The sequence below is a fragment of the Caballeronia temeraria genome, from assembly GCF_001544795.2.
Lineage (GTDB): Bacteria > Pseudomonadota > Gammaproteobacteria > Burkholderiales > Burkholderiaceae > Caballeronia > Caballeronia temeraria.
In genome coordinates this window covers 356,379-377,547 of sequence record NZ_FCOI02000004.1, presented here as the reverse complement: position 1 = coordinate 377,547, position 21,169 = coordinate 356,379, and the positions used below count along the sequence as shown (strand labels likewise).

Annotated in this window: 22 protein-coding genes; 15 read left to right on the top strand and 7 right to left on the bottom strand. The window is 61.4% G+C overall.

Annotated elements, in window-relative coordinates; all coding sequences use genetic code 11:
* The first annotated feature begins 129 nt into the window (after window positions 1-129).
* The 3 genes from AWB76_RS08900 to AWB76_RS40770 all read left to right on the top strand — a co-directional run bounded on the left by AWB76_RS08900 (window position 130) and on the right by AWB76_RS40770 (window position 3,431).
* Entirely contained in the window at window positions 130-1,845 is a 1,716-nt protein-coding gene (locus AWB76_RS08900) for a ShlB/FhaC/HecB family hemolysin secretion/activation protein (protein WP_061159865.1), read from the top strand.
* Between the two features lie 500 nt (window positions 1,846-2,345).
* Window positions 2,346-2,855, top strand: coding sequence for a hypothetical protein (locus AWB76_RS08895; protein WP_157696082.1), 510 nt, complete (start codon window positions 2,346-2,348; stop codon window positions 2,853-2,855).
* Window positions 2,856-2,927: 72 nt separating this feature from the next.
* Window positions 2,928-3,431, top strand: coding sequence for a contractile injection system protein, VgrG/Pvc8 family (locus tag AWB76_RS40770; RefSeq protein ID WP_157696081.1), 504 nt, complete (start codon window positions 2,928-2,930; stop codon window positions 3,429-3,431).
* A 46-nt stretch (window positions 3,432-3,477) separates the two neighbouring features.
* On the opposite strand, the gene AWB76_RS41540 is transcribed toward AWB76_RS40770, so the two are convergent.
* The gene (locus AWB76_RS41540) at window positions 3,478-3,648 is read right to left on the bottom strand and encodes a hypothetical protein (protein ID WP_208606549.1); all 171 of its coding nucleotides are present in this window, start codon (window positions 3,646-3,648) and stop codon (window positions 3,478-3,480) included.
* 14 nt (window positions 3,649-3,662) lie between these two features.
* Here AWB76_RS41540 and AWB76_RS43010 point away from each other — a divergent pair, with 14 nt between their 5' ends.
* From AWB76_RS43010 to AWB76_RS38970, 6 genes are all read left to right on the top strand, one after another.
* On the top strand, window positions 3,663-4,271 hold the full coding sequence (locus AWB76_RS43010) for an RHS repeat-associated core domain-containing protein (protein ID WP_082864386.1): 609 nt from the start codon (window positions 3,663-3,665) through the stop codon (window positions 4,269-4,271).
* Between the two features lie 3 nt (window positions 4,272-4,274).
* Window positions 4,275-4,493, top strand: a complete 219-nt coding sequence (locus AWB76_RS38985; protein ID WP_074171307.1) for a DUF2283 domain-containing protein — start codon at window positions 4,275-4,277, stop codon at window positions 4,491-4,493.
* Between the two features lie 137 nt (window positions 4,494-4,630).
* Entirely contained in the window at window positions 4,631-4,957 is a 327-nt protein-coding gene (locus AWB76_RS41535) for a hypothetical protein (protein ID WP_167357738.1), read from the top strand.
* A gap of 11 nt (window positions 4,958-4,968) precedes the next feature.
* Window positions 4,969-5,394, top strand: a complete 426-nt coding sequence (locus tag AWB76_RS40760) for a hypothetical protein (protein ID WP_063936315.1) — start codon at window positions 4,969-4,971, stop codon at window positions 5,392-5,394.
* A gap of 477 nt (window positions 5,395-5,871) precedes the next feature.
* The gene (locus AWB76_RS41820) at window positions 5,872-6,174 is read left to right on the top strand and encodes an HNH/endonuclease VII fold putative polymorphic toxin (RefSeq protein WP_208606548.1); all 303 of its coding nucleotides are present in this window, start codon (window positions 5,872-5,874) and stop codon (window positions 6,172-6,174) included.
* A gap of 95 nt (window positions 6,175-6,269) precedes the next feature.
* The gene (locus AWB76_RS38970; protein WP_208606553.1) at window positions 6,270-6,566 is read left to right on the top strand and encodes an Imm50 family immunity protein; all 297 of its coding nucleotides are present in this window, start codon (window positions 6,270-6,272) and stop codon (window positions 6,564-6,566) included.
* A gap of 185 nt (window positions 6,567-6,751) precedes the next feature.
* On the opposite strand, the gene AWB76_RS08870 is transcribed toward AWB76_RS38970, so the two are convergent.
* From AWB76_RS08870 to AWB76_RS40755, 6 genes are all read right to left on the bottom strand, one after another.
* Window positions 6,752-9,112 carry a beta strand repeat-containing protein gene (locus AWB76_RS08870; protein WP_061159737.1) on the bottom strand — a complete coding sequence of 787 codons (2,361 nt, stop codon included), beginning with the start codon at window positions 9,110-9,112 and terminating at the stop codon, window positions 6,752-6,754.
* A 290-nt stretch (window positions 9,113-9,402) separates the two neighbouring features.
* Entirely contained in the window at window positions 9,403-9,771 is a 369-nt protein-coding gene (locus tag AWB76_RS08865; protein WP_061159864.1) for a hypothetical protein, read from the bottom strand.
* 124 nt (window positions 9,772-9,895) lie between these two features.
* Window positions 9,896-11,179 carry an ATP-binding protein gene (locus tag AWB76_RS08860; RefSeq protein WP_082864384.1) on the bottom strand — a complete coding sequence of 428 codons (1,284 nt, stop codon included), beginning with the start codon at window positions 11,177-11,179 and terminating at the stop codon, window positions 9,896-9,898.
* Window positions 11,176-11,838, bottom strand: coding sequence for a response regulator transcription factor (locus AWB76_RS08855; RefSeq protein WP_061159735.1), 663 nt, complete (start codon window positions 11,836-11,838; stop codon window positions 11,176-11,178). Before AWB76_RS08855 ends, AWB76_RS08860 begins: the two co-directional genes overlap by 4 nt.
* A 198-nt stretch (window positions 11,839-12,036) precedes the next feature.
* Window positions 12,037-13,182 (bottom strand): porin, encoded by a 1,146-nt coding sequence (locus tag AWB76_RS08850; protein WP_061159734.1) that lies wholly within the window; start codon window positions 13,180-13,182, stop codon window positions 12,037-12,039.
* Window positions 13,183-13,285: 103 nt separating this feature from the next.
* A complete protein-coding gene (locus AWB76_RS40755; protein WP_157696080.1) occupies window positions 13,286-13,447 on the bottom strand; it encodes a hypothetical protein in 162 nt (53 codons plus the stop codon).
* A 14-nt stretch (window positions 13,448-13,461) separates the two neighbouring features.
* On the opposite strand from AWB76_RS40755, the gene aldA reads away from it, so the two are divergent.
* The 6 genes from aldA to AWB76_RS08820 all read left to right on the top strand — a co-directional run bounded on the left by aldA (window position 13,462) and on the right by AWB76_RS08820 (window position 21,169).
* A complete protein-coding gene (aldA, locus tag AWB76_RS08845; RefSeq protein WP_061159733.1) occupies window positions 13,462-14,886 on the top strand; it encodes an aldehyde dehydrogenase in 1,425 nt (474 codons plus the stop codon).
* Window positions 14,887-15,000: 114 nt separating this feature from the next.
* A complete protein-coding gene (locus AWB76_RS08840) occupies window positions 15,001-16,299 on the top strand; it encodes an MFS transporter (protein WP_061159732.1) in 1,299 nt (432 codons plus the stop codon).
* Window positions 16,300-16,301: 2 nt separating this feature from the next.
* Window positions 16,302-17,519 (top strand): mandelate racemase/muconate lactonizing enzyme family protein, encoded by a 1,218-nt coding sequence (locus AWB76_RS08835; RefSeq protein ID WP_061159731.1) that lies wholly within the window; start codon window positions 16,302-16,304, stop codon window positions 17,517-17,519.
* An 18-nt stretch (window positions 17,520-17,537) separates the two neighbouring features.
* Window positions 17,538-19,196, top strand: coding sequence for a GMC family oxidoreductase (locus tag AWB76_RS08830; protein ID WP_061159730.1), 1,659 nt, complete (start codon window positions 17,538-17,540; stop codon window positions 19,194-19,196).
* 159 nt (window positions 19,197-19,355) lie between these two features.
* On the top strand, window positions 19,356-20,276 hold the full coding sequence (locus AWB76_RS08825) for a LysR substrate-binding domain-containing protein (protein WP_061159863.1): 921 nt from the start codon (window positions 19,356-19,358) through the stop codon (window positions 20,274-20,276).
* Window positions 20,277-20,287: 11 nt separating this feature from the next.
* Window positions 20,288-21,169 (top strand): LysR substrate-binding domain-containing protein, encoded by an 882-nt coding sequence (locus AWB76_RS08820; protein ID WP_061159729.1) that lies wholly within the window; start codon window positions 20,288-20,290, stop codon window positions 21,167-21,169.

The window sequence follows — 21,169 nt, the reverse complement described above, 5'->3', positions numbered from 1 at the left end:
CGTCGCGCGCTGATACCATGCGGAGCCAACCCACGCGACCGACGCCGGAGGATACATGCTTCATGATTGCCGCGCGTGTCTGATCGATTGACGCGCGCTCGCGTTGCCGCGACGGTTCTGTCGGCTGCGATGGCGTGTATCGTCGCCGCGCGCGATGCCGCCGCGCAGTCGTATCGCGATGTCGCGCCGCTCGCGCCGCCTGCGGAGCAACGGCCGCGCGCGTTGCCGTCGCCGCCCGAGCCGGGCAATGACTCGCACGACATCGCCATTCGCGATCTGCGCGGCATCGCGTTCGTGCGCGCGAATGCGGCATCGGCGACGACGCAAGCGGGCGCGAACGGCGCGATCACATCGACCGGCCTTGCGTTGCTCACGCCGGATTTTCTCGATGGCTTTTCCGTCGATCTCCACAAGCCGCTGACCTTCGCGCGTCTCGCTGACATTCGACGCGCCGTCGTGAACCGATATCGTGCGGCCGGTCAGCCGCTCGTCGATGTGTACGTGCCCGAGCAGGACGTAAGCGGCGGCGTCGTGAAGGTCGCCGTCGCGGAATTTCGCCTGGGGCGCGTGATGCCGAAGGGCAATCGCTACTTTTCCGATGCGCTTCTCGCGCGCGAGATGCCGCTCGAAAGCGGCGCGCCGATCCGCGAAGCCGATGTCGCATCGGGACTCGCGCTGCTCAACGCGAATCCGTATCGACGTGTCGACGTGATCTATGCGCCCGGCACCGCGCCCGATACCACCGATGTCGTGTTGCAAACGGAAGACCGCTTGCCGCTGCGCATCTACGGCGGCTACAACAACGACGGCGTGCGCGATCTCGGCCGCGATCGCATTCTCGCGGGCTTCGATTACGGCAATCTGTTCGGCATTGATGCGCGCATCGGCTATCAAATGACTGCGAGCAACGATCTGTTGAGCGGCAATCCGGATATCGAAGGCAGGCCGGATCGGCCGCGATACATCGCGCATGCGTTCAATGTGGTCGCGCCGTTGCCGTGGCTGGATCGCGTCGAACTGTTCGGCGTGTTCGCGGAAAGCACGCCGCGTCTGCCTGACAGCTACGGCCAGACCGGTCTCAGCGCGCAACTCAGTTTCCGGTACGACTGGCGTCTGCCGCCGCTCGACCACGCGGGCGCGTGGCAACAGCAGATGCAGTTCGGCTACGACTTCAAGCGCTCGAACAACGACCTCGAATTCGGCGGCTTTCAGGTGTTCAACGCGAACACGCATATCCATCAGTTCGTCATCGCCTACGATCTCTCGAAGAGCGATGCAACCGGCGATACGCATCTGAACGCATCGCTCTTTTTGAGTCCCGGCTACTTCGACAGCAACAGCAACGACGAAGCCTACGATGCCGCGCGTCTCGGCGCGAAGCCGCGCTATCAGTACATGCAGTTATCGGCGCAGCGTGATCTGCCAATCGGTCAATCGGGCTTTTCGATATCGGCGCGCGGGCTGTTGCAATGGACGGGCAGCACGCTTTTGCCGAGCGAGGAACTCGGTCTCGGCGGCGATGCCACCGTGCGCGGCTACGAGCCGTATTCCGCGCAGGGCGATCGCGGCTGGAACGTGCAGACGGAATTGCGCTCGCCGGCGATATCGGCGGGATTCGCGGCGATGCAGCCGTTCGTGTTCTTCGATGCGGGCCACGTGTGGAATCGCATCGCGGAGTTCGGCGAAGTCAACAACGCGTCGCTCGCGAGCATCGGCGCGGGCGTGCGTGTGCAGATCAGCCGCTTCGTCAGCTTCCGCGGGACGTATGGCTTTCCGTTGAAGGCGGTCGTGCCGAACGGATCGAAAGCGCCGGTCGGGGAGATTTTTCTCGTGATCGGGAGCTAGCGTCAATTGCCCCGGCGCCATTTGCATTTGAGCAAATTCTGAATTAACCGGCAAATCGCCGCGTTTAAAAAATGCTTGCCTAAATCGGTTGCTTTTCACTGATTTTGCCGCTTTAGAGCAGCATTAAATTCCCTTGACGGAATTTTCAGACCACCGCGCGGCGACGCAATGCCATGTGAGGAAAGGCTTCGCACGCGTCTCGTAATCACGGAGATTGCGCACGATCCGAATGCTCGGTAGCGCATGCCCACGCGAAATACCGTCGAAAAAGCGCAGCAGAACATTCGCATCTGGCTCGGACTATCTGAATCCGATGGTAACGGTCAGCTTATTTCGCGTGGACAGTAAGGTTGGCGTATGGATACACTGCGCGAAATCTCTCAAGACAATCGACCTGACGTTCAAGATTGCTACGTTTAAGTGTCGTCGCGCTCAGGGTTAGCCGGGCGGGGCAACGGGAAAGATTAGGCATGTCACAGCTAAGACCGAGCAAATGGACTTTGAGAACGGCGAAAGCAAATTCAGGAAACCTGGATCGCCTGCTCGCGTCGGGCGGTGAGCTTGTGCTTGTCGATCCGGAAAGCGAATCGCACCGCTTGTTTTATGGCCGCATGGGCACGAGCATCGAACTGGAAACGGCGATCTCAACGCTGCGATCTCGAATCCTGAATGCGCCTGTGCAAACGGGGACGGCGGATTCCCCGAATCTGCAATTCGACTTTTCACCGATCTACATGACCGATGCGTTCAGAGGGCAAGAGTTGTCCCATTCCGACTTGCGCGGCGCATGCGTCTATGTGGATGCTGGCAGGCGCTTCCTTGCGGGAGTCCCTGCGATGCTGCTGGGAATCAACGCGGCGGAGATGTCGGTTGGACTGTCCTCGCCGGCCGATCTCCGGATCGCGGAGCGGGCGATTGCGCGTGCGCCGGCGGTGCTGCTGCTGCGCGGCGCGACAGCCGGTCTGCATGCTCGCACGTACAGCGGCGTGGAATTCGGCTACCTCAACTGACTTTTTTCCATTTCGTCGAAGGGCCGGACGTCGGGCTTGCCGAAACAAGTCGAATAGAAAGGAATACTAATCATGCTGAGTTTGTTGGCCAAACGCACTGTCGTCATGAGCGGCGCCGCGCTGCCGATGCTTCCCACTGGCGAACCGGCGCTGCTTCTGCGTTCGTTGTCGGGCACTGAGAAGCTGTCGCACCTCTACGAGTATGTCCTTGAGTGCCGCACGCCGCTGCAATCGGTGATGCCTGCCGAGGCCGCCGCCAATCTCGACCTCACTTCGATGATCGGCAAAGAGCTGACGGTGACGATCCAGCTCGAAGGCATGGGCACGTTTTTGCCGGGTATGCCGGGAATGTCCGCGGTGAACGTGGGCTCCGGGACGCGAGAGATTAGCGGCATCGTGACCGAGGCGCATTTGCGCACCTGTTCTTCGATGATTGATTCGAGTGTTGCGCCTTCGGGCATCGCACCGCGGCTGATCACAAGTCCCGAACCTATCGCGGGAAAGCGAATCGCATTCACTGTCGTGTCGATAAACTCCTCAGCCGGAAGCGTCAGAGCGATTTCATTGGTCTGGTAGTGCGTCGTTTTCATGGCAAAGCGTTCTCACGGGCGTATCAACGTTCTTACTTAGGCGGAAACACGGCGTCGACTGCCGATTGGATCGACGCCTTTTCACCCTGGCCATGTGCCTCGACCCCAGCCTCTTTGTTCTCCATGTTCAGATCGAGCGTGCCTGTCTGCGAATTGATCTTGCCGCTCTGCGTCGCAGTGATATTGAAGTTCGTGCAGGTCATCGCAGCCGCGCACGCTGTACTACCATACGGACGTGAACGGTGCGCCGGAGGAATTGACCGATGCGAGCGGCGAGATCGTGTGGCGCACGCAGTATCAGGTGTGGGGCAACACGGTTATCGAGACGGCGGCGGAGCACTACCAGCCGCAGCAGAACTTGCGTTTCCAGGGGCAATATCTGGATCGGGAGACGGGCCTGCATTACAACCTGTTCCGATACTATGATCCTGGCACGGGGCGGTTTATATCGCCGGATCCGATTGGCTTGGCGGGCGGGATTAATCTGTATGCGTATGCGCCTAATCCAGTGCAGTGGGTTGATCAGCTGGGGCTGTCGTGCGATCTATTATCCAAGCCTAAAAAGGTAGTAAATTCAAACATGCCGCACGCGGTGGAGAGGGCCGTTGAGCGAGGTGTTTATCCGGATAAGAACACAGCATCAGATGCTTTGAAGGCGTTATCAAAGCAGATAGAAAAGGACGGTTACCCTGTTGGGACAATCGCAGATACTGCTCATGCAGACCGAGTTCTAGTGCCTACCGGAAATAATGGTATGGCCGTGTACCAAGTGGCAAAGAACGGGACTGCGAAAATAAAAACGGTCTTGATTAATTTGTTGGAGTAGAAAATGACTGAGCGAAGAATTGATATGGTTGTGAATGAAGACGGAGATGTTGCCTATTTGTCCCTGCCAGATCACCCTGGAAAAGGAAGTCCTGGGGTGGTCGCAAAACAGATAGGTCTTCACTCCATAATAAAAGAATACAAAGGACCTGAAATATATCTTGACTTTGATAAAAGTGGAGTGCTGATCGGGATGGAATTTTTATTAGAACAAGTAGATTAAAAGATTGGGCCGCAGACGCGGCCCTTTGTTCGTCTACTCAGCAGTAATGGTGAGTCGCCCATGTTCGATGTGAACGCGAGCGCGGGAGCCGGGTTCAAATCCGGCGTTCTCCAGCCTGACACCCGCGAGCCTGAGCGATGCAAAGGCGCTGGGTAAGTCGATTGAGCGGCAAAAAACCTCAAGATGTTGAAGCGTACCTTTTGAAGAAGGGTTATGTAAAAGATGGGACCAATCCAAATAGCGCAAAAACATCACATACGACGTTCACGCGTAAAACTAGTGCTGGAGATGTGGATGTCCTTGATTTCCACCCCGGCGGTGGAGTTCATGGTACCGAGTATTGGAAAATTTATCGAAACGATGAACCTCAGGGACGAATTGGACCGATTGGATTCAAAAATTACGATAAAATATTTGATAGCCCTGTTTATGTGGATGGCGTTCTGTCCAATGGACCAAGATAGGAAAGCAAAGTTTGAATAATATTATTATTCCGGGCCAATCTATAGGCGGAATTTCATTGGGTGATAATATCTCCCTTGTCATCGACAAACTGGATCGCGCCCATGCAATAGCACGAGTAAATCCCAGTACAGTTAAGGTAGATGGCGGCACGCTAACTATTTACCATAATCCAAAAAATGGATGCATTGAAAGCATTTCCGCCAACAAAAATTTCAAGGGAAATTACAAGGGGAAACTTTGGCCAGGCATGAATGTCGATGCTGTCCTAAAGCATTCTACGACGCAGATTGCATGGTGCGGATTTGTCCAAGTCGATGGCATAAAGGGGGTCGGCCTTTCTCTTCCGAACGAATTCGATGATTTTGAAGCATTGACGGATTTTTTGGATAAGAGTTTTATTTTTGACGAATTGTGGGTCTATTCATTTAGAAAATAAAAATCTAACAGAGTAGATGGCGGACCGTATGAAGGGAATCGAGCGGAGATGGTATGGGTGAGCGATTTTTGTTTTTTGCAATTAACTGGTCTAAAAAATAAAAGAATGGTTAATTTGGGGTGAAGGCTGGCATCAGGAGCCGCTTGGTGCGGCTCCTTGTCCGGTTTATTCAGCGGTGGTGATGACCAGAGGGAGAATACGGGTTATTTCGAGATACGTTGGACCTGAAAATCGCGTCTACGCAAAAAATTCCCTTCGACGGTTTGCTGGATGGCTGAAAGCCTTGCCGGATAAGGGAACGCGGCCGATGCGCGGGGCGGATGCGTCAGGGTAAAATGTTTATGCGTATGCGCCTGATCCGGTGGGTGGGTTGATCCGTTGGGGCTGGCATGTACACCGTCAGAAGGACAATCTCCTCCGAGATTTCAGTCAAGAAATGCTGCGTTTAGAGCAGCAAAAAGAGACGCTCGAGTACCCATGAGTCAGAGACCAGACAAGATTTTCAATCCACGAACTGGCTTTGAGGGCGATCATGGAAGTGTTCGCATGACGGATTCAGACGGGAATAGCATTTTGGTTGCTTCCGGAAAACCGATATGGACAAGAGAATATCAATTCACCAGGGCGGATGGTTCAAAAGTTATCATCTTGGATCATTCCGCAGGCCACTATTATCCTGACGGCGTTGGAAATCAAGGGCCACACATTAACATCAGGCCCATCGATAACGTCAGAACAGAATCCGTTCCCAAGACATTGGATCACTACTACAGCTATTGACGGAAAATTATGCTCTGGAATGACTTGGATGGAAGCGTTTTATTAAGAAAGTTTTTTTCAAAACCTGTCGAAATTTCATTAATTGATTTTTTAGTATAAAGATTGATCGGGAAGGCCCAACAGTTGTTATTGAATTCGACCTCGTTGGGCAATTGCCCGACAATCCGCCTCCAAAGTGGGGTAAAGGATACAACGGATGCCGGTGCGGCCTTAATTGTGGTGGAGTAAAGTCAGTCAATATGAACGGCATTGCACCAAGTATGCTTGCCGAAATCTCTATTGAAAGAGATGCGGAAATGAATAGACTGAGCATCAACAGCGAAAAAGCTTCGCTGGTGGTTGAATGTTCGCATTTGCAGCTTATGGGGCCATCGGTATATACCAGTGAATGATTTGGTAAGGGCTACATTTGCAGCCCTTTCATGGGTTATATTCAGCAGTAATGGTCAATCGCTCGTGTTCAACGTTGATCCTCACGCGCTGCAAGGTCGAATCGGCGTCGACTTCAAGCGTTTCTCCCTCAAAGATCAAAAATCGTGGCGCTTCATCTGACCTCTGCAACCGTCGGCAACACGCCTCAAGGCTGCGCCTGCTGCCACTGCAAGACCGGATGCGTCGCGCCAGTCGGCATCGCCCAGACGCCGCCCGCCGGAATGTTCCAGTCGAGGAAGTTCGACGCATTGCTCATCTGCGCGGTCGTGAGTCCATTCGAATCGGGCGGCGCGGTCCCCGAGTTCGAAGCGGCCGCGCTGGTGCGAGTCGTCGTTTCCTTGTTCCAGTAGACGTTGTTGTGAATGGCGCCCTGGTTGTAAGCCGCGATGCCGCCTTCCGGATCGCCCGGAGGCCCGCCGCCGCCGACTTGCCCCACCGCGAACGATTCGTTGATGACGCCCGTCGCGCCGTTCACGAACACCAGCCCGCCACCGCCGAAGCCGCCCACGCCGCCCGTCGCATACGACTGCGTGATCAGTCCATTGTTGAACGCGACGAGTCCGCCCGTCTCGCCATGCGTGCCGGCGAGCGTGGTGCCGGTCGCGTACGACTGCGCGATCGTGCCGTTGTTCACGCCGACGAGACCGCCCGCCGGAATCTGATAGCCGACGTCCGCCGTACTCGACGATCGCTCGATCACGCCGTTGTTCACGCCGACGAGCCCGCCCGCGCCCGCGCCGCCGAAGCCGTTCTGCCCGACGCCGCCTGTCGTGTTGACATAGGTCACGAGGCCGTCGTTCTGGCCCGCGAGCAAGCCGTACGCGCCCGACGAGTAGCCGCTCGTGTTCGAGTTGGTGAGATTCAGATTGCGCACGACGCCGCTCGTGCCGATCACGCCGAACATGCCCTGACGGTCGTCGTCGAGATTCGCCGTCGTCGTGAGCTTGTCGATGGTGTGGCCGAAACCATCGAACTGGCCGGTGAACGGCGTCGCCGTCGCGCCGATCGCCGTGAAATAGTTCGGATAGGTGGCGGTCGCGTCGATATCCCTGCCGAGCGCGTAATTGCCCGCGAGATCCTTCGGCACGGAGGAAAGATCGGCGAGATTGTTCACGAGCTTGTACGCGGTCGCCTGCGTGAGCAGCCCGCTGTACGGCGCGGCGGTCCATCCGCTGTTCGTGAGCAGCGTGCCGGGCGCGTAGGCGCCGTTCATGTCGTAGAGCACGCTGACGATGCCGCCGCTCTTCGACCAGTCGATCGTGCCGCCGTTCGTCACGCCGCCGCCGTTGTCGATGCCGCCCGTATCCGCGCGCAGCGTGAGATTGCCGTTGCCCGCATTGCCGATGACCGTGCCCGCGCCGATCCCCACGCCATGCGCCGCGCCGAGCGTCAGCGATGCGTTGCCGTTCCACTGGACGTTGCCGCCGACGTTCACATCGCCGGTGTTCGCTTCGACATCGACCGATGTGCCGTTGGAGAGACTGCGCGCGAGGGCATCCGCGTTCGCCTGATCGACGGTGAACGCCGGCGCGCCGAGCTTCCACGTGCGCGCCTGCACGTTCGCGCCCGCGACGTCGAGCGTGTTCGCGCGCGTTTCGACCGTGCCGCCGCTGCCGTCCGCGTTCGTCGCGGCGATCGCGCCGTTCGCGTGGACCGAGCCCTGATCGGCGACGAGCCAGACGTGGCCATCGCGCGTCGCGGTGCCGGTCGCGCGGATCGCGGCGCTGTTGCCGGCGAGCGCGTACACGTTGCCGTCGGCGGCTTGCAGGTTCGCCTGCGCCGCCTGGATCAGTCCGCCGTTCATCGCCGTGCCGCCGCTGCCCGCCTGTACGAAAACCTGCTGTCCGCCCGACGAATCCTGCAAAAGCACCTGATTGCCGGTCGCGATTTCGACCGAGCCCTTCGGCGCGTTGATGCTGCCGCCGTTCACCGCCGCCGAACGCGACACGAGGAACACGTCGCCGCCGCTCGATCCAATGGTGCCCAGATTGATGACCATGCCGTTGCCGCCGCCGGAAAGCGTGAGCGGGCCGGCCTGCATGAACGCGTCGTTGCCGATATCGAGCGCCGACGCGACGAAGCGCCCGCCCGTCGCGACCACGCCGCCCGGCCCGACCAGCACGCCCTGCGGATTGACGAGATACACGCTGCCCGTCCCGCTGAGCTGCCCGAGTATCACCGATGCATCGCCGCCGGTCACACGATTGAGCGTCGCGCCGTTGCCGTTGTTGAACGTGACTTGCCGCCCGCTGCCGATCGAAAAACTGTTCCAGTCGATGACACCGCGCGTCGTCGTCTGATTGATCGTGAGCGTCGAACCGGTGCCGCCGCCGCTGATCGCGCCGCTGCCCGCGACGAACTGGCCGCCGCTCGGCAAGGGCGGCGCGGCATCCGCTGCGCTCGCGCATGTCAAACCCGCGACGATGGGCACGAGCATCGCGAGCGGCCGCAGCCTTGCGCGGCGAATCCGGGTTTCAGGAACAAGCGGACGAATACTGCGCTGCATGGCGACCTCCGGTCAGTGTCGATTGTTTTCATCGTTCTTGGCCGCTGACGGTGTAGCCGCTTTTGAGCCCGGCGATTCAGGAGCACCGCCGGGAGGCGCGAACATCGACGTGCGAGCAGGCGGGCCGATGGTAGCGCCCCGTCCTGTGCGCCAATGTGGGGTTCCGCACATTCGACCGGCGCAAAAAAATGCCCGTGCCCGAGCGCGAGACGCATCGGGGCGCGCCTTCAATGCGGCACGGAAATTGATCGCGGTGTGAACGTCGAAAAGACTGAAGGAAGGCGGATCGCCTAAAGCGAGGGCTTGCGCCGGCCCGAGAGCTCGATCCAGCATTCGTGATAGATGCGTTGCACGAGTACGCTTTCGTAGTCGAGATCCTCGCCTTCGAGGATGCGTTCGATGTCGCTGCGTGAAGCGTCTGCGTCGAGCATCGTGGAGAAGCGCGCGGCGAGCGCGTGCGCCGCCACCGAAAGCCGCGCGGTCTCGATCCAGTCGGCCGCGCGACGATGCCGGTCGAGCCAGCGATGCGCCGTGCGCACCTGGAACGACGCATCGGGCCAGTCGCCTTCGATGTAATACGCGCCGAGCAGTCCGCACGTGAGCCAGCACAGCAGATGCACCCGGTCATCGGGTCCGAGAGGATAGCGGACTTGACTCATGATGGCGGCATCGGGATCGCGCATCGGAATGACGCATCGACGATAGCACGCCGCGCGCGTGCCAGATATGCGGCTGGCGTATGGTCCGCCGCCGCCTGCATGGCTCGTGAAGCAGCTAACGATTTCAGATCGTGACCGTCACGACGAGCCCGCGCGGCGCGGCATCCGCGAGTTCGACCTTCGCGCCCATGCGCGCCGCGATCGTGCCGACGATCGACAGCCCGAGGCCCGAACCGTCCGCATCGTTGCCGAGCACGCGATAGAACGGATCGAAGACGCGCGCGCGTTCCTCCGGCGCGATGCCCGGCCCGCTATCCTCGACGCGAATCCACGGCCGCGTGTCCGAAACGCCCGTCGCGAGATCGACGCGGCCGCCCGCGGGCGTGTAGCGGATCGCGTTATCGACGAGATTCTTCACCATGATCGTGAGATCGGCTTGCGGCGCCTGGATGAAGACTTCATCGACACTCGATACGCCGATGTCGATCTCCTTCGCCTCCGCGAGCGGCATCAGATCTTCCAGCACATTGCGAAAGACTTCCTGCACGCGCAGGCGCGCGGTGTCGGCGTCGGTGCGTTGTTGCAGGCGCGCGAGCGTCAACAGTTGATGCAGCAGCGAACGCGTGCGCGCGAGCCCACGGCGCAACGCATCGAGCCGTTCGCGCGCGCTGTCGGGCAGCTCGGACGCGTTCAGCCGTTCCGCCTGCAACGAGAGCGCGGTCAGCGGCGAGCGCAGTTCGTGCGCGGCGTCGGCGACGAAGCGTCGTTGCAGCACCACCGACGCGTCCACGCGCGCGAGCAGCCGGTTGATCGCGACGACGAACGGCGTGATTTCGCTCGGCAGCGCGTCGCCGGAAAGCGCGGAGAGATCGTGTTCGGGCCGCGTGTCGAGACCTGCGGACAGCGCGGCGAGCGGCCGGAACATGCGGCGCACGATCAGATGCAGCGCCGCGAGCAAGACGAGCGCGAGCGCGGCGAAGGGCATCACGGTGGCGAGCGCGCTGTTGCGGGCGATTTCGTCGCGGCCCGCCGTCTTCTGGCCGATCACGACGCGCGTGCCGTCATCGAGCGTCTTGACGGCGAGACGCCACGGCGTGCCCTCGATGAGCGCGTTCTGCACACCATCGCGCAGATCGGCCGCGACCGTGAGCGGCGCGCGCTCGCCGATCGTCTGAATGACGAGCCTCGATTCGCGGTCCGCGCCGTCGACGCGCTCGAGCGCCTCGCGCTCCATCATCGCGAGCGTGCGCGGCGTGACGAGCGCGGCGATCTGCTTCAACTGGCCGTCCTGCAACTCGTTGGCCTCGTGGAACGCCGTCTTGAATGCGATGACCCCGCCCGCCGCCGCGATCACGACGATCAGCGCCGACAGCCAGGCCGACAGCCTGAACTGAAGCGAACGCGTCATGGCTGTTTCGAGACCATCCAGCCGACACCGCGCACGTTTTTGATCGCGGTGGCGCCGAGTTTCTTGCGCAGCGAATGAATCAGGAATTCGACCGCGTTGCTTTCCACTTCCTCGTTCCAGCCGTAGATGCGGTCTTCGATTTCCGCGCGCGAGAGAATGGCGCCGGGACGGATCATCAGCGCTTGCAGCAGCGCGAATTCGCGGCTGGAAAGGCGTGTCGCGATTTCGCCGGACGTGGCTTCGCGCGTCGCCGGATCGAGCGTCAGCACGCCGTTCGTCATGACCGGCGCGGCTTGTCCGCCGCGTCGGCGAATCACGGCGCGCATGCGGGCCTTCAGCTCGGAGATATCGAACGGTTTGATGAGGTAATCGTCGGCGCCTTCGTCGAGCCCGCGAATGCGCTCTTCGACGGAATCGCGCGCCGTGATGATGATGAGCGGCACGTGACTCGCGCCACGGCGCACGGCGCGCAGCACGTCGAGGCCATCGGCGCCGGGCAGGCCGAGATCGAGCAGGATCGCATCGTAGACATGCGTGGTGAGGCTCGTGAGCGCGAGATTGCCGTCGCGCACCCAGTCGACGGCGTAGCTGCTGTCGCGCAATTCATCCTGGACCGATTCGCCGATCATGCGGTCGTCTTCGACGAGCAATACCCTCATGGCGTGTCTCCGGACGGTCATGACGTTCGACGGCGGCGCGCAACAACGGCAATGGGCGTGTGCTTCATCTTGCGGCGTCTTCCGTTTCAGGAAAGCCGCAAGAGTAGAGGACAGAAGCTTAGGAAATGCTTAGGAAGATGCTTGATGGATTCGCTGTCCGCACGCCACACGCGGACAGCGATCCGATGCGTGCGAACGTCAGAACGCGTGCCGCAACGCCACGCGCGCGACGAATTGCTCCGAACTCGACGACACACCCTGCGCGCCTGGCACGAACGCCTGATCCAGCACCGAGCCGGTCGAGCTGCCCGCGATCTTCTGATACGCGCCCTGCACGTACACGTCGGTGCGCTTGGAGAGGAAGTAATCCGCCATCAGGCCGGCCGAATGGATATGCGGCTTCACGGTGCCGGCGGTCGATTCGTACGTCTCCATCGAATACACGTACTGCGCGCCGACGAAGAACGCCGGCGTGAACTGATACTTTCCGTTCACTTCGAAGTTCTGATATTTGAGGTTCTTCAGCGTGTTGCCATCCGACGCCAGCGTCCCGCCGATATAGCCGTTCGTCACCGGATCGCGATAGCTCGAGTTCGTGTACGCGAAGCCCGCCGTCGCGTTGCCGAACGTGTAGTTCACGCCCGCGCCGAAAATCTGCATGCGTTGAGCGATGAAGCTCGCATCGTTCGTCGCGATCGCGCCGTTTGCGGTCAGGCCGGTGCCGTCGGCACGCAAATAAGCCGCGCCGACGAGCAAGCCGGCATTCGCATACGACGCGCCGACGCTGTATTGCCGGTTGTTCGCGAAGTTCGTGTCGTTGCTGAAGCTGTACGTGCCGCCGAACTGGAAGCCGCCGAACGACGGGCTCGCGTACTTGACCGTGTTGTTCACGCGGAACGAGTTGTCGGTGTTGTCGTTGTCGAACGGATGCGCGAAGAGATAGCCCGCGAAGTTGCCGTTGGCCGTCGTCGGCGCGAGATAGTCGACGACCGAATCGTACTGGCGGCCGAGCTTGACGGAGCCGAGACGGTCATCGGTCACGCCGATGTACGCCTGCCGCCCGAACATGCGTCCGCCTTGACCGGCTGCGCCATTGCTGAGATTCACGCCGCTTTCGAGCTGGAACACGGCCTTCGTGCCGCCGCCCAGATCCTCGACGCCGCGCATGCCCCAGCGGCTGCCCGACGCATAGCCGCTCGTCAGCTCATAGACACGATTTCCGCCGACATTGCTCGTGTAGTCGAAGCCTTCGTCGAGGACGCCGTACAGCGTGACGCTGCTCTGAGCATGAGCTGAAGTTGCGATGCAGGCGAGTGCCGCCAGTGAAATTGCCTTGATTCTCATGAAAGTCTCATGTCTTCTATTTATTCGAGAAGCCCCGTCCGCCGATGCGGACGGGACCACGAGCGGCGGATTGTGCGCGATGAAAGAGCGGCTGCAAAAGGATTTAGTCGAACAGCAAGCGTGAGTTTTTTGAATGTTCTGCCAGCAAATTCTTCGCTTGTCGTTGCAGCGCGAGGCGCGGAAGAATGAGCCGCAAATGCGTTGCCTTGTCGCAGCGGTTGCCCGAGATCCCCGGCAGCCGGGCGCCGCGACGCACCGTGATCAAGGAAACCGCCAGACATGAAGCAAGAACGCAATTTTGTGAACGGACGTTTCATCGAGCCCGTGGGCGATGACGTCACCGCCATCCTGAATCCCGCGACCGAAGAGGTGCTGGGTCACGTTCACAACGCGTCGCGCGAGCAGGCGCTCCTCGCCGTCGACCGCGCCGCCGAGGCGCAACGTCTGTGGCGCGTGATGCCCGCCGCCGAGCGCGGCGCGCACATGCAGCGTCTCGCGGATGCCATCGTCGAAGCATCGGCCGATATCGGCGCGGCGCTCGCGGCCGAGTCCGGCAAGAGCCTGCTCGACGCGACCAACGAAGCCGTCTACGCCGCCCAGATCACGCGCTATCACGCGGAGTGGGCGCGGCGCATCGAAGGCGAAGTCATTCCGAGCGACACGCCAAACGAAAACCTCGTGCTGCATCGCGAGCCGATCGGCGTCGTCGCGTGCCTGATCCCGTTCAATTTCCCCATCTACACGCTGATGCGCAAGGTCGCGCCGGCGCTGATCGCGGGCAATACGGTCCTCGTGCGTCCGAGCAACAACACGCCGCTGTCGGCGTTCGCACTGGCGCGCGCCGTCGAACGCGCGGCGCTGCCGGCGGGCGTCGTCAACATTCTGGCGATGGGCCACGCGACAGCCGAAGTCGTCTGCACGCATCCGAAGGTCGGCATGATCACGTTGACCGGCAGCGTCAACGCGGGCCGCAAGGTGCTCGAATACTGCAAGGCGAACATCGCGAAACCTTCGCTGGAACTGGGCGGCAAGACGCCCGCGATCATCGAGCCGGACGCCGATCTGCAGAAGGCCGCGCGCGAACTCGTCGCATCGAAGCTCACGCACAGCGGTCAGCTCTGCACGGCGATCGAACGCGTCTATGTGCACGAGAGCATCCACGATGAATTCGTCGGCTTGCTGCGCGAGCAGATGCAGGCAAAGGTGATCGGCGACCGTTACGAAGACGCGAGCCACATGGGCCCGCTCGTGAACAAGGCGTCGCGCGACGGCATTCACGCGATGGTTCGCCGCGCGATCGAGGCGGGCGCGAAGCTCGAAACCGGCGGCGAAGTGCCGAATCGCAAGGGCTTTTTCTATCCGCCGACGCTGCTCTCGAACTGCCGTCAGGACATGGAAATCGTGCAGGAAGAGACCTTCGGCCCCGTGCTCGCGGTGCTGAAGTACGCAACCTTGGACGATGCCATCGCGATGGCGAACGATCATCAGTTCGGCCTTTCCTCGGTGCTGTACACCGAGAACTACCGCACGGCGATGAAGGTCGCGAATTCGATCGAAGCGGGCGAGTTGTACATCAACCGCACGCCCGCCGATCCGTATCAAGGTTTCCACGCCGGCTGGAAGCGCTCCGGCATCGGCGGCGACGACGGCAAGCACGGCATGCTGGAATTCACGCAGACGCGTCTCGTCGTCATGAAGTACTGATTGTCGCGGCCGTCACCGGCCGCATCCCCTTTTTCACATCTACAAAAACATATTGAAGGTTCAGCCGCGCGGCGTCCGCACGCCGCGCGCCGCTGCCCTTCGAGGAGCACTCCTGTGTCATCGAATCCCGCTCAATCCGGCCAAAGCGTGACGACGCCGAGCGCGAGCACGCGCGCCGATCGCTATATCCAGCTCGCGCTGCTGGTGATCGCCGCCGGCGCCATCTATCCGATTCTGTATCTGCGGCAGGTCTATCAGCCGACGATGCTCGAAGTCTTCCACATCACCGAAGCGCAACTCGGCTATCTCTATTCCGCGCTCGGCACGATCTTTCTCGTGTGCTATCTGCCGAGCGGCTGGCTCGCGGATCGCGTCGCCCCGCGCGTGCTCATCAGCTTTTCGCTGATCGCGACGGGCGCGCTCGGGCTGTGGTATTCCACGGCGCCGTCGTTCGGTTCGCTGATCATGATCTTCGGCGGATGGGGCCTGACGACCGGCCTCACGTTCTGGGCCGCGATCATCAAGCGCGTGCAGACAATCGCCGCCGCCGACGAGCAAGGCCGCTTCTTCGGTTTTCTCGATGGCGGCCGCGGCCTGATCGAAGCGCTGCTCGCGACCATCGCGATCGGGCTTTTCGCGTGGGCCACGCAGACGCGCGGCGAATCGACCGTCGCGGGATTCCGCATTGTCGTCTATCTGTACGCGTTCCTGTGCATCGGGCTTGGCGTCGTGCTCGGTCTCGTGCGCGATCCGCAAGGCGCGCAGGCGGCGGCAAAGGCAAAGGGCGAAAAACGCAACGTGCTGCGCGACCTCGGCTCGCTCGTGAAGAACCCGCAACTCGCGCTGCTTTCGGCCATCGTGTTCTGCGGCTATCAGGTCTTCTGGTCGACCTACAGCTTCTCCGCTTATCTGCATGAGAAGGAAATCGGCCTGACGGTGGTCGCGGCAGGATTCATCACGACGCTCAAGCTGTGGATGCGCCCGATCGGCGGCATCGGCGGCGGCTTTCTCGGCGACCGTTTCTCGAAGACTTCCGTGCTGATCGTCGCGCTGTTCGCCGCGTCGGCCGCGCTCGTCGTGCTGATCGCCGCGCCGGCCATCGCGAGTCACGCGCTCATCGCGGTGCTCGTGCTGTTCATCGGCGTGATGACCTACGCGATTCGCGGCCTCTACTGGTCGCTGCTCGATCAGTGCAAGGTGCCCACCGAAACGATGGGTCTCGCAATCGGCCTCGTGTCCGTCGTCGGCTATTCGCCCGATGCCGTGCTGCCGCTCATCAACGGCTATCTGACGCAGAACTATCCGGGCGTGCACGGCTATCAACTGTATTTCGGCTACATCGCCCTCATGTCCGCGCTCGGCGGCGTGGCGGCCATCATGTTCAAACTTCGACTCAAGAAGCAGGAAGCGTAACAATGAAAATCGCCGCGCTGGAAACCTATGTCGTTGCCGTGCCGCCGCCGCATATCGGCGGCATGTACTGGATTTTCGTGAAGCTGCGCACGGCGTGCGGCATCGAGGGCGTCGGCGAGATTTATTCAGCGACGTTCCATCCGAAGGCGATGACGCCGATCATCGAAGACGTGTTCGAGCGCTATCTGCTCGGCCACGATCCGCATCATGTGGAGCGCTTCTATCGCGAGGCGTATTCGAGCGGCTTCACGCAACGCCCCGATCTCACCATGATGGGTGTCGTCAGCGGCCTGGAAATGGCGTGCTGGGACATCGTCGGCAAGGCGGCGGGCAAGCCGGTCTACGAACTGCTCGGCGGACGCGTGCATGAACGTCTGCGTTCGTACACCTATCTTTATCCGAAGAACGCGCGCGGCGAGTACGACTACGACGATCCCGATCTCGCCGCCGAATGCGCCGCGCACAACGTCGAGCTCGGTTTCACGGCCGTCAAGTTCGATCCGGCCGGTCCGTACACCGCGTATTCCGGCCATCAGATTTCGCTCGAAGTGATGGACCGCTGCGAAACGTTCTGCCGCAAGGTGCGCGAGGCTGTTGGCAGCAAGGCCGATCTGCTGTTCGGCACGCATGGGCAGATGGTGCCGTCGTCGGCGATCCGTCTCGCGCAGCGCCTCGAAAAGTTCGATCCGCTGTGGTTCGAAGAGCCGGTGCCGCCGGGACAGGAAGACGCGATGGCGCAAGTCGCCGCGAAAACCAGCATTCCGATTGCGGCGGGCGAACGCCTCACGACCAAGTATGAGTTCTTCAAGCTGCTCGAAGCGAAGGCAGCGTCGATTCTGCAGTTCAACGTCGGCCGGGTCGGCGGTCTGCTCGAAGCGAAGAAGATCGCGAGTCTCGCGGAAGTCCATTACGCGCAGATCGCGCCGCATCTCTACAACGGTCCGGTGGGCGCGGCCGCGAGCATCCAGGTCGCCGCGTGCTCGCCGAACTTCCTGATCCAGGAAAGCATCGAGACGTGGGGCGGCTTCCACGCAGAAGTGCTCAAGACGCCGATCCGCTGGGAAGACGGCTACATCATTCCGTCGACGGAGCCGGGCCTCGGCGTCGAACTGAACATGGACGTCGTGCGTGCGCATACGCCGTACACGGGCGAGCGTCTGCATCTGCAGATGGCGGCGAAGCCCGCCGACGTGAAGGATCTCGCGCCCGCGAAGGGCTGAACGAAAGGCAGATAGAGCATGGAATTCGATTACATCATCGTGGGTGCGGGATCGGCGGGTTGCATTCTCGCCAATCGCCTCACCGAGTCCGGCGAGCATTCGGTGCTGCTGCTCGAAGCGGGCGGCAAGGACGATTCGTTCTGGTTCAGGATTCCGGTCGGCTTCACGAAGACCTACTACAACCCGGAATTCAACTGGATGTATTACAGCGAGCCGGAAGCGCAGTTGAAGAACCGCTCGCTGTATTGCCCGCGCGGCAAGGTGCAGGGCGGCTCCGGCTCGATCAACGCGATGATCTACGTGCGCGGTCAGCCGCACGATTTCGACGACTGGGCGCGCGCGGGCAACGCCGGCTGGGGTTATCGCGACGTGCTGCCGTATTTCCGCCGCCTCGAATCGCACTGGGCCGGCGACACGCCGTATCACGGCGCGAACGGCAAGATCAGGATTTCGTCGATGAAAGAGGGCGCGCACGCGATCTGCGGCACGTTCCTCGAAGGCGCGCGGCAGGCGGGCTATCCCGTCACCGGCGACATCAACGGCGCGGACTACGAAGGCGCGACGGTCTATGACCTCAACGCGCGCAACGGCGAGCGTTCGTCGAGCAGCTTCGAATATCTGCATCCGGTGCTGGGACGCAAGAACCTGCGCGTGGAACGCAACGTCAGCGTGAGCCGCGTGATGTTCGACGGCAAGCGCGCGACGGGCGTGATCGCGGCGCGCAACGGCGAATCGCTGCGATTCAGCGCGAAGCGCGAGGTGATCCTGTCGGCGGGCGCGGTCGATACGCCGAAGCTCATGCAGCTTTCCGGTCTCGGCGACGCGGCGCTGCTCGCGAAGCACGGCATTCCGGTCGTGCACGAGCTGCCGGCCGTCGGCAAGAATTTGCAGGATCACCTGTGCGTGAGCTTCTACTATCGCGCGACCGTGAAGACGCTGAACGACGAACTCGGAACGCTCGTCGGCAAGGCGAAGGCGGCGCTGCGTTATCTGACGTCGCGCAAGGGGCCGCTCTCGATGAGCGTGAACCAGTCGGGCGGCTTCTTCAAAGGCGATGGCGAAGAGAAAGAGCCGAATCTCCAGCTTTATTTCAACCCGCTCTCGTATCGCATTCCGAAGAGCAGCAAGGCGCAGCTCGAACCCGAGCCGTATTCGGGCTTCCTGCTGTGCTTCAATCCGTGCCGGCCGACGAGCCGCGGCACGGTGGAGATCGCATCGAACCGCGTGGAAGATGCCGCGAAGATCAGCATCAATGCGCTGACGACGCCGAAGGACATCCGCGAGGCCGTGCAGGGCAGCAAGCTCATTCGCAAGATCATGAGCTCGCCCGCGCTGCGTGCGATCACGGCGGAGGAAATCTCGCCGGGACCGGACCTGAAGAGCGACGCCGACTTCCTCGAGTATTTCCGCGAGCAGTCGGGATCGATCTACCACTTGTGCGGCTCCTGCGCGATGGGCCCGGACGAGCGCACGGCGGTCGTCGACGAGCGTTTGCGCGTGCATGGCATGCGAGGGCTGCGTATCGTCGATGCGTCGATTTTCCCGAACATTACGTCGGGCAATCTGAATGCGCCGGTGATGATGGTTGCGGAAAAAGCCGCGGACATGATTCTCGACGATGCCCGCACCATCGGCGAGCACGCGCCGGCGCGGACGGAGACTACGGCGACCGCCTGATCCGCACGGGGCGCGAGCGCACGAAAACGCACTCGCGCCCCGAAGCGGCATAATTTGCCTCGATTCGTAAAATGTCGCCCAAGAGCGGCACGTTCCGGTCCGGATGCGTGTTCAATGCGCGCGTCGAACGCCGGGAAGGAGACCGATTTGAAGCGAAAGATGCCTGCCCTGAACGCGCTCAGGGCTTTCGAAGTGGCCGGGCACACCGGCAGCTTCACGCGCGCGGCCGAAATGCTGCACGTGACGCAAAGCGCGGTCAGCCGGCAGGTGCGCCAGCTCGAAACACAGCTTGGTGAACCGCTGCTGTTGCGGCGTCATCATCATCTGGAGCTGTCGGCGACGGGGCGGCTTTTGCTTCAGGCGCTCAGAATGTCGTTCGACCGCATCGAACTCACGGTGCGCAGCATCCAGGAAAAGACGCATCTGAAGCGCTTGCGCATCAACGCGCCGCCTACCTTCGCGAGCCGCTGGCTGATGCCTCGGCTGCAATCGCTGCGCGCCGCCGCACCGGAAATCGAAATCACGTTGAGCACGCGCCTGCGGGACGATCTCGTCGAATCGGGCGCGCTCGACTGCGCCATCCGCTTCGGCAACGGGGAATGGGACGGTCTCGACAATCAATTGCTGATGAACGAGCGCCATATCGCCGTGTGCTCGCCCGCATTGCTCGGCGAGCGCGATACATCGCCCATCGATCTGAGCGCTTTCACGCTGCTGCACGTGCTCGCGGCGAGCGATCAGCGCTATCTGACGTGGCAGCACTGGCTCAAGGCGGCGAATATCGACGATGTCGATACGCGCGACGGCTACGAGTTCGATCTGCTCGATCACGCGATCCGCGCGGCCACCGACGGGCTCGGCGTCACCATCGCCGATCGTCACATGATCGCGCATGAGTTGCGGCAGGGCACGCTCGTGCCGATCGTCGATGTCGAAGTGGACGGGCATCAGTCGTACTGGCTCGTCACGCGTGCCGGTCAGGACGACGCGCCGCAAGTCGCGCTGTTTCGCGAGTGGCTGCGCGAGGAAATCGAGAAGCAGACGCATGCGCTCGGCGGTACGCGGGGCGCGCGGAAATAAGGGAGAAGATTGTGCGGCGACTGCCATCCCTGACCGCATTGCGCTTCTTCGAAGAAAGCGCGCGTCATATGAGCTTCAACCAATCGGCGTTGGCATTGTGCGTGACGCCCGGCGCGGTGAGCCGGCAGATTCGCCTGCTCGAAGACGCACTCGGGACCAAGCTTTTCGATCGCGATCACAAAGGCATCCGGCTGACGAAGCAGGGCGCGGAACTGCTCGCGTGTTTGTCGGAAGCGTTCGATTCGATCGAACGCGTGACGCGATCGCTCTCCAGCGCGCAGCGCAGCGAGCGCAAGCGTCTGACGGTGATCGCGCCGCCGACGTTCGCGACGCGCTGGCTCTCGCCACGGCTCGGCTCGCTGATGGACGCGGTGCCGAACATCGATCTCTCCGTGCGCACCGATCCGGTCGATGACCGTCAGTGCAGCATTCGCTTCGGATATGAGGCGCGGGCGGATTATCGGTCGGAGTTGCTGTTCATCGAGCGGCATGTGCTCGTCGGCGCGATGAAGTTCGCGGGGCAATCGGTCGAGGCGCTGCTGGAGCGGCTGCCCGCGTTGCACGTACTGCACAACGATACGCGGCTGACACTGTGGCCCAACTGGCTCGACGCGGCGGGTTTGCCGCGCGCGTTCGGCGGGAACGGCATCGAATTCTCGACACTCGATCAGGCGATTCACGCGGCGCGCGCGGGCTCGGGGCTGGCGGTCGTCGACAGAAACATGATCGCGGATGAGTTGCACGATGGGTCGCTGGTGCTGCTCTCGCCGGTCGAGTCGACGGGGCCGTATGGGTACTGGCTGGATATCGCGCCTTCGCTGGCTGCGTCGGATTGCGTCCAGGCGTTTGCGGAGTGGCTGCGCGGCGAGGGAGCGAAGGCCGCGCAGCCGTAA

What these genes read in the sequence shown, in the direction of transcription:
- AWB76_RS08900 (WP_061159865.1), top strand. Translation starts at nt 130, where the DNA reads ATGGCGTGTATCGTCGCCGCGCGCGATGCCGCCGCGCAGTCGTATCGC.
- AWB76_RS40770 (WP_157696081.1), top strand. Translation starts at nt 2,928, where the DNA reads ATGCTGAGTTTGTTGGCCAAACGCACTGTCGTCATGAGCGGCGCCGCG.
- AWB76_RS41540 (WP_208606549.1), bottom strand. Translation starts at nt 3,648, where the DNA reads ATGACCTGCACGAACTTCAATATCACTGCGACGCAGAGCGGCAAGATC.
- AWB76_RS38985 (WP_074171307.1), top strand. Translation starts at nt 4,275, where the DNA reads ATGACTGAGCGAAGAATTGATATGGTTGTGAATGAAGACGGAGATGTT.
- AWB76_RS41535 (WP_167357738.1), top strand. Translation starts at nt 4,631, where the DNA reads ATGCAAAGGCGCTGGGTAAGTCGATTGAGCGGCAAAAAACCTCAAGAT.
- AWB76_RS41820 (WP_208606548.1), top strand. Translation starts at nt 5,872, where the DNA reads ATGAGTCAGAGACCAGACAAGATTTTCAATCCACGAACTGGCTTTGAG.
- AWB76_RS08870 (WP_061159737.1), bottom strand. Translation starts at nt 9,112, where the DNA reads ATGCAGCGCAGTATTCGTCCGCTTGTTCCTGAAACCCGGATTCGCCGC.
- AWB76_RS08865 (WP_061159864.1), bottom strand. Translation starts at nt 9,771, where the DNA reads ATGAGTCAAGTCCGCTATCCTCTCGGACCCGATGACCGGGTGCATCTG.
- AWB76_RS08860 (WP_082864384.1), bottom strand. Translation starts at nt 11,179, where the DNA reads ATGACGCGTTCGCTTCAGTTCAGGCTGTCGGCCTGGCTGTCGGCGCTG.
- AWB76_RS08855 (WP_061159735.1), bottom strand. Translation starts at nt 11,838, where the DNA reads ATGAGGGTATTGCTCGTCGAAGACGACCGCATGATCGGCGAATCGGTC.
- AWB76_RS08850 (WP_061159734.1), bottom strand. Translation starts at nt 13,182, where the DNA reads ATGAGAATCAAGGCAATTTCACTGGCGGCACTCGCCTGCATCGCAACT.
- aldA (WP_061159733.1), top strand. Translation starts at nt 13,462, where the DNA reads ATGAAGCAAGAACGCAATTTTGTGAACGGACGTTTCATCGAGCCCGTG.
- AWB76_RS08835 (WP_061159731.1), top strand. Translation starts at nt 16,302, where the DNA reads ATGAAAATCGCCGCGCTGGAAACCTATGTCGTTGCCGTGCCGCCGCCG.
- AWB76_RS08830 (WP_061159730.1), top strand. Translation starts at nt 17,538, where the DNA reads ATGGAATTCGATTACATCATCGTGGGTGCGGGATCGGCGGGTTGCATT.
- AWB76_RS08825 (WP_061159863.1), top strand. Translation starts at nt 19,356, where the DNA reads ATGCCTGCCCTGAACGCGCTCAGGGCTTTCGAAGTGGCCGGGCACACC.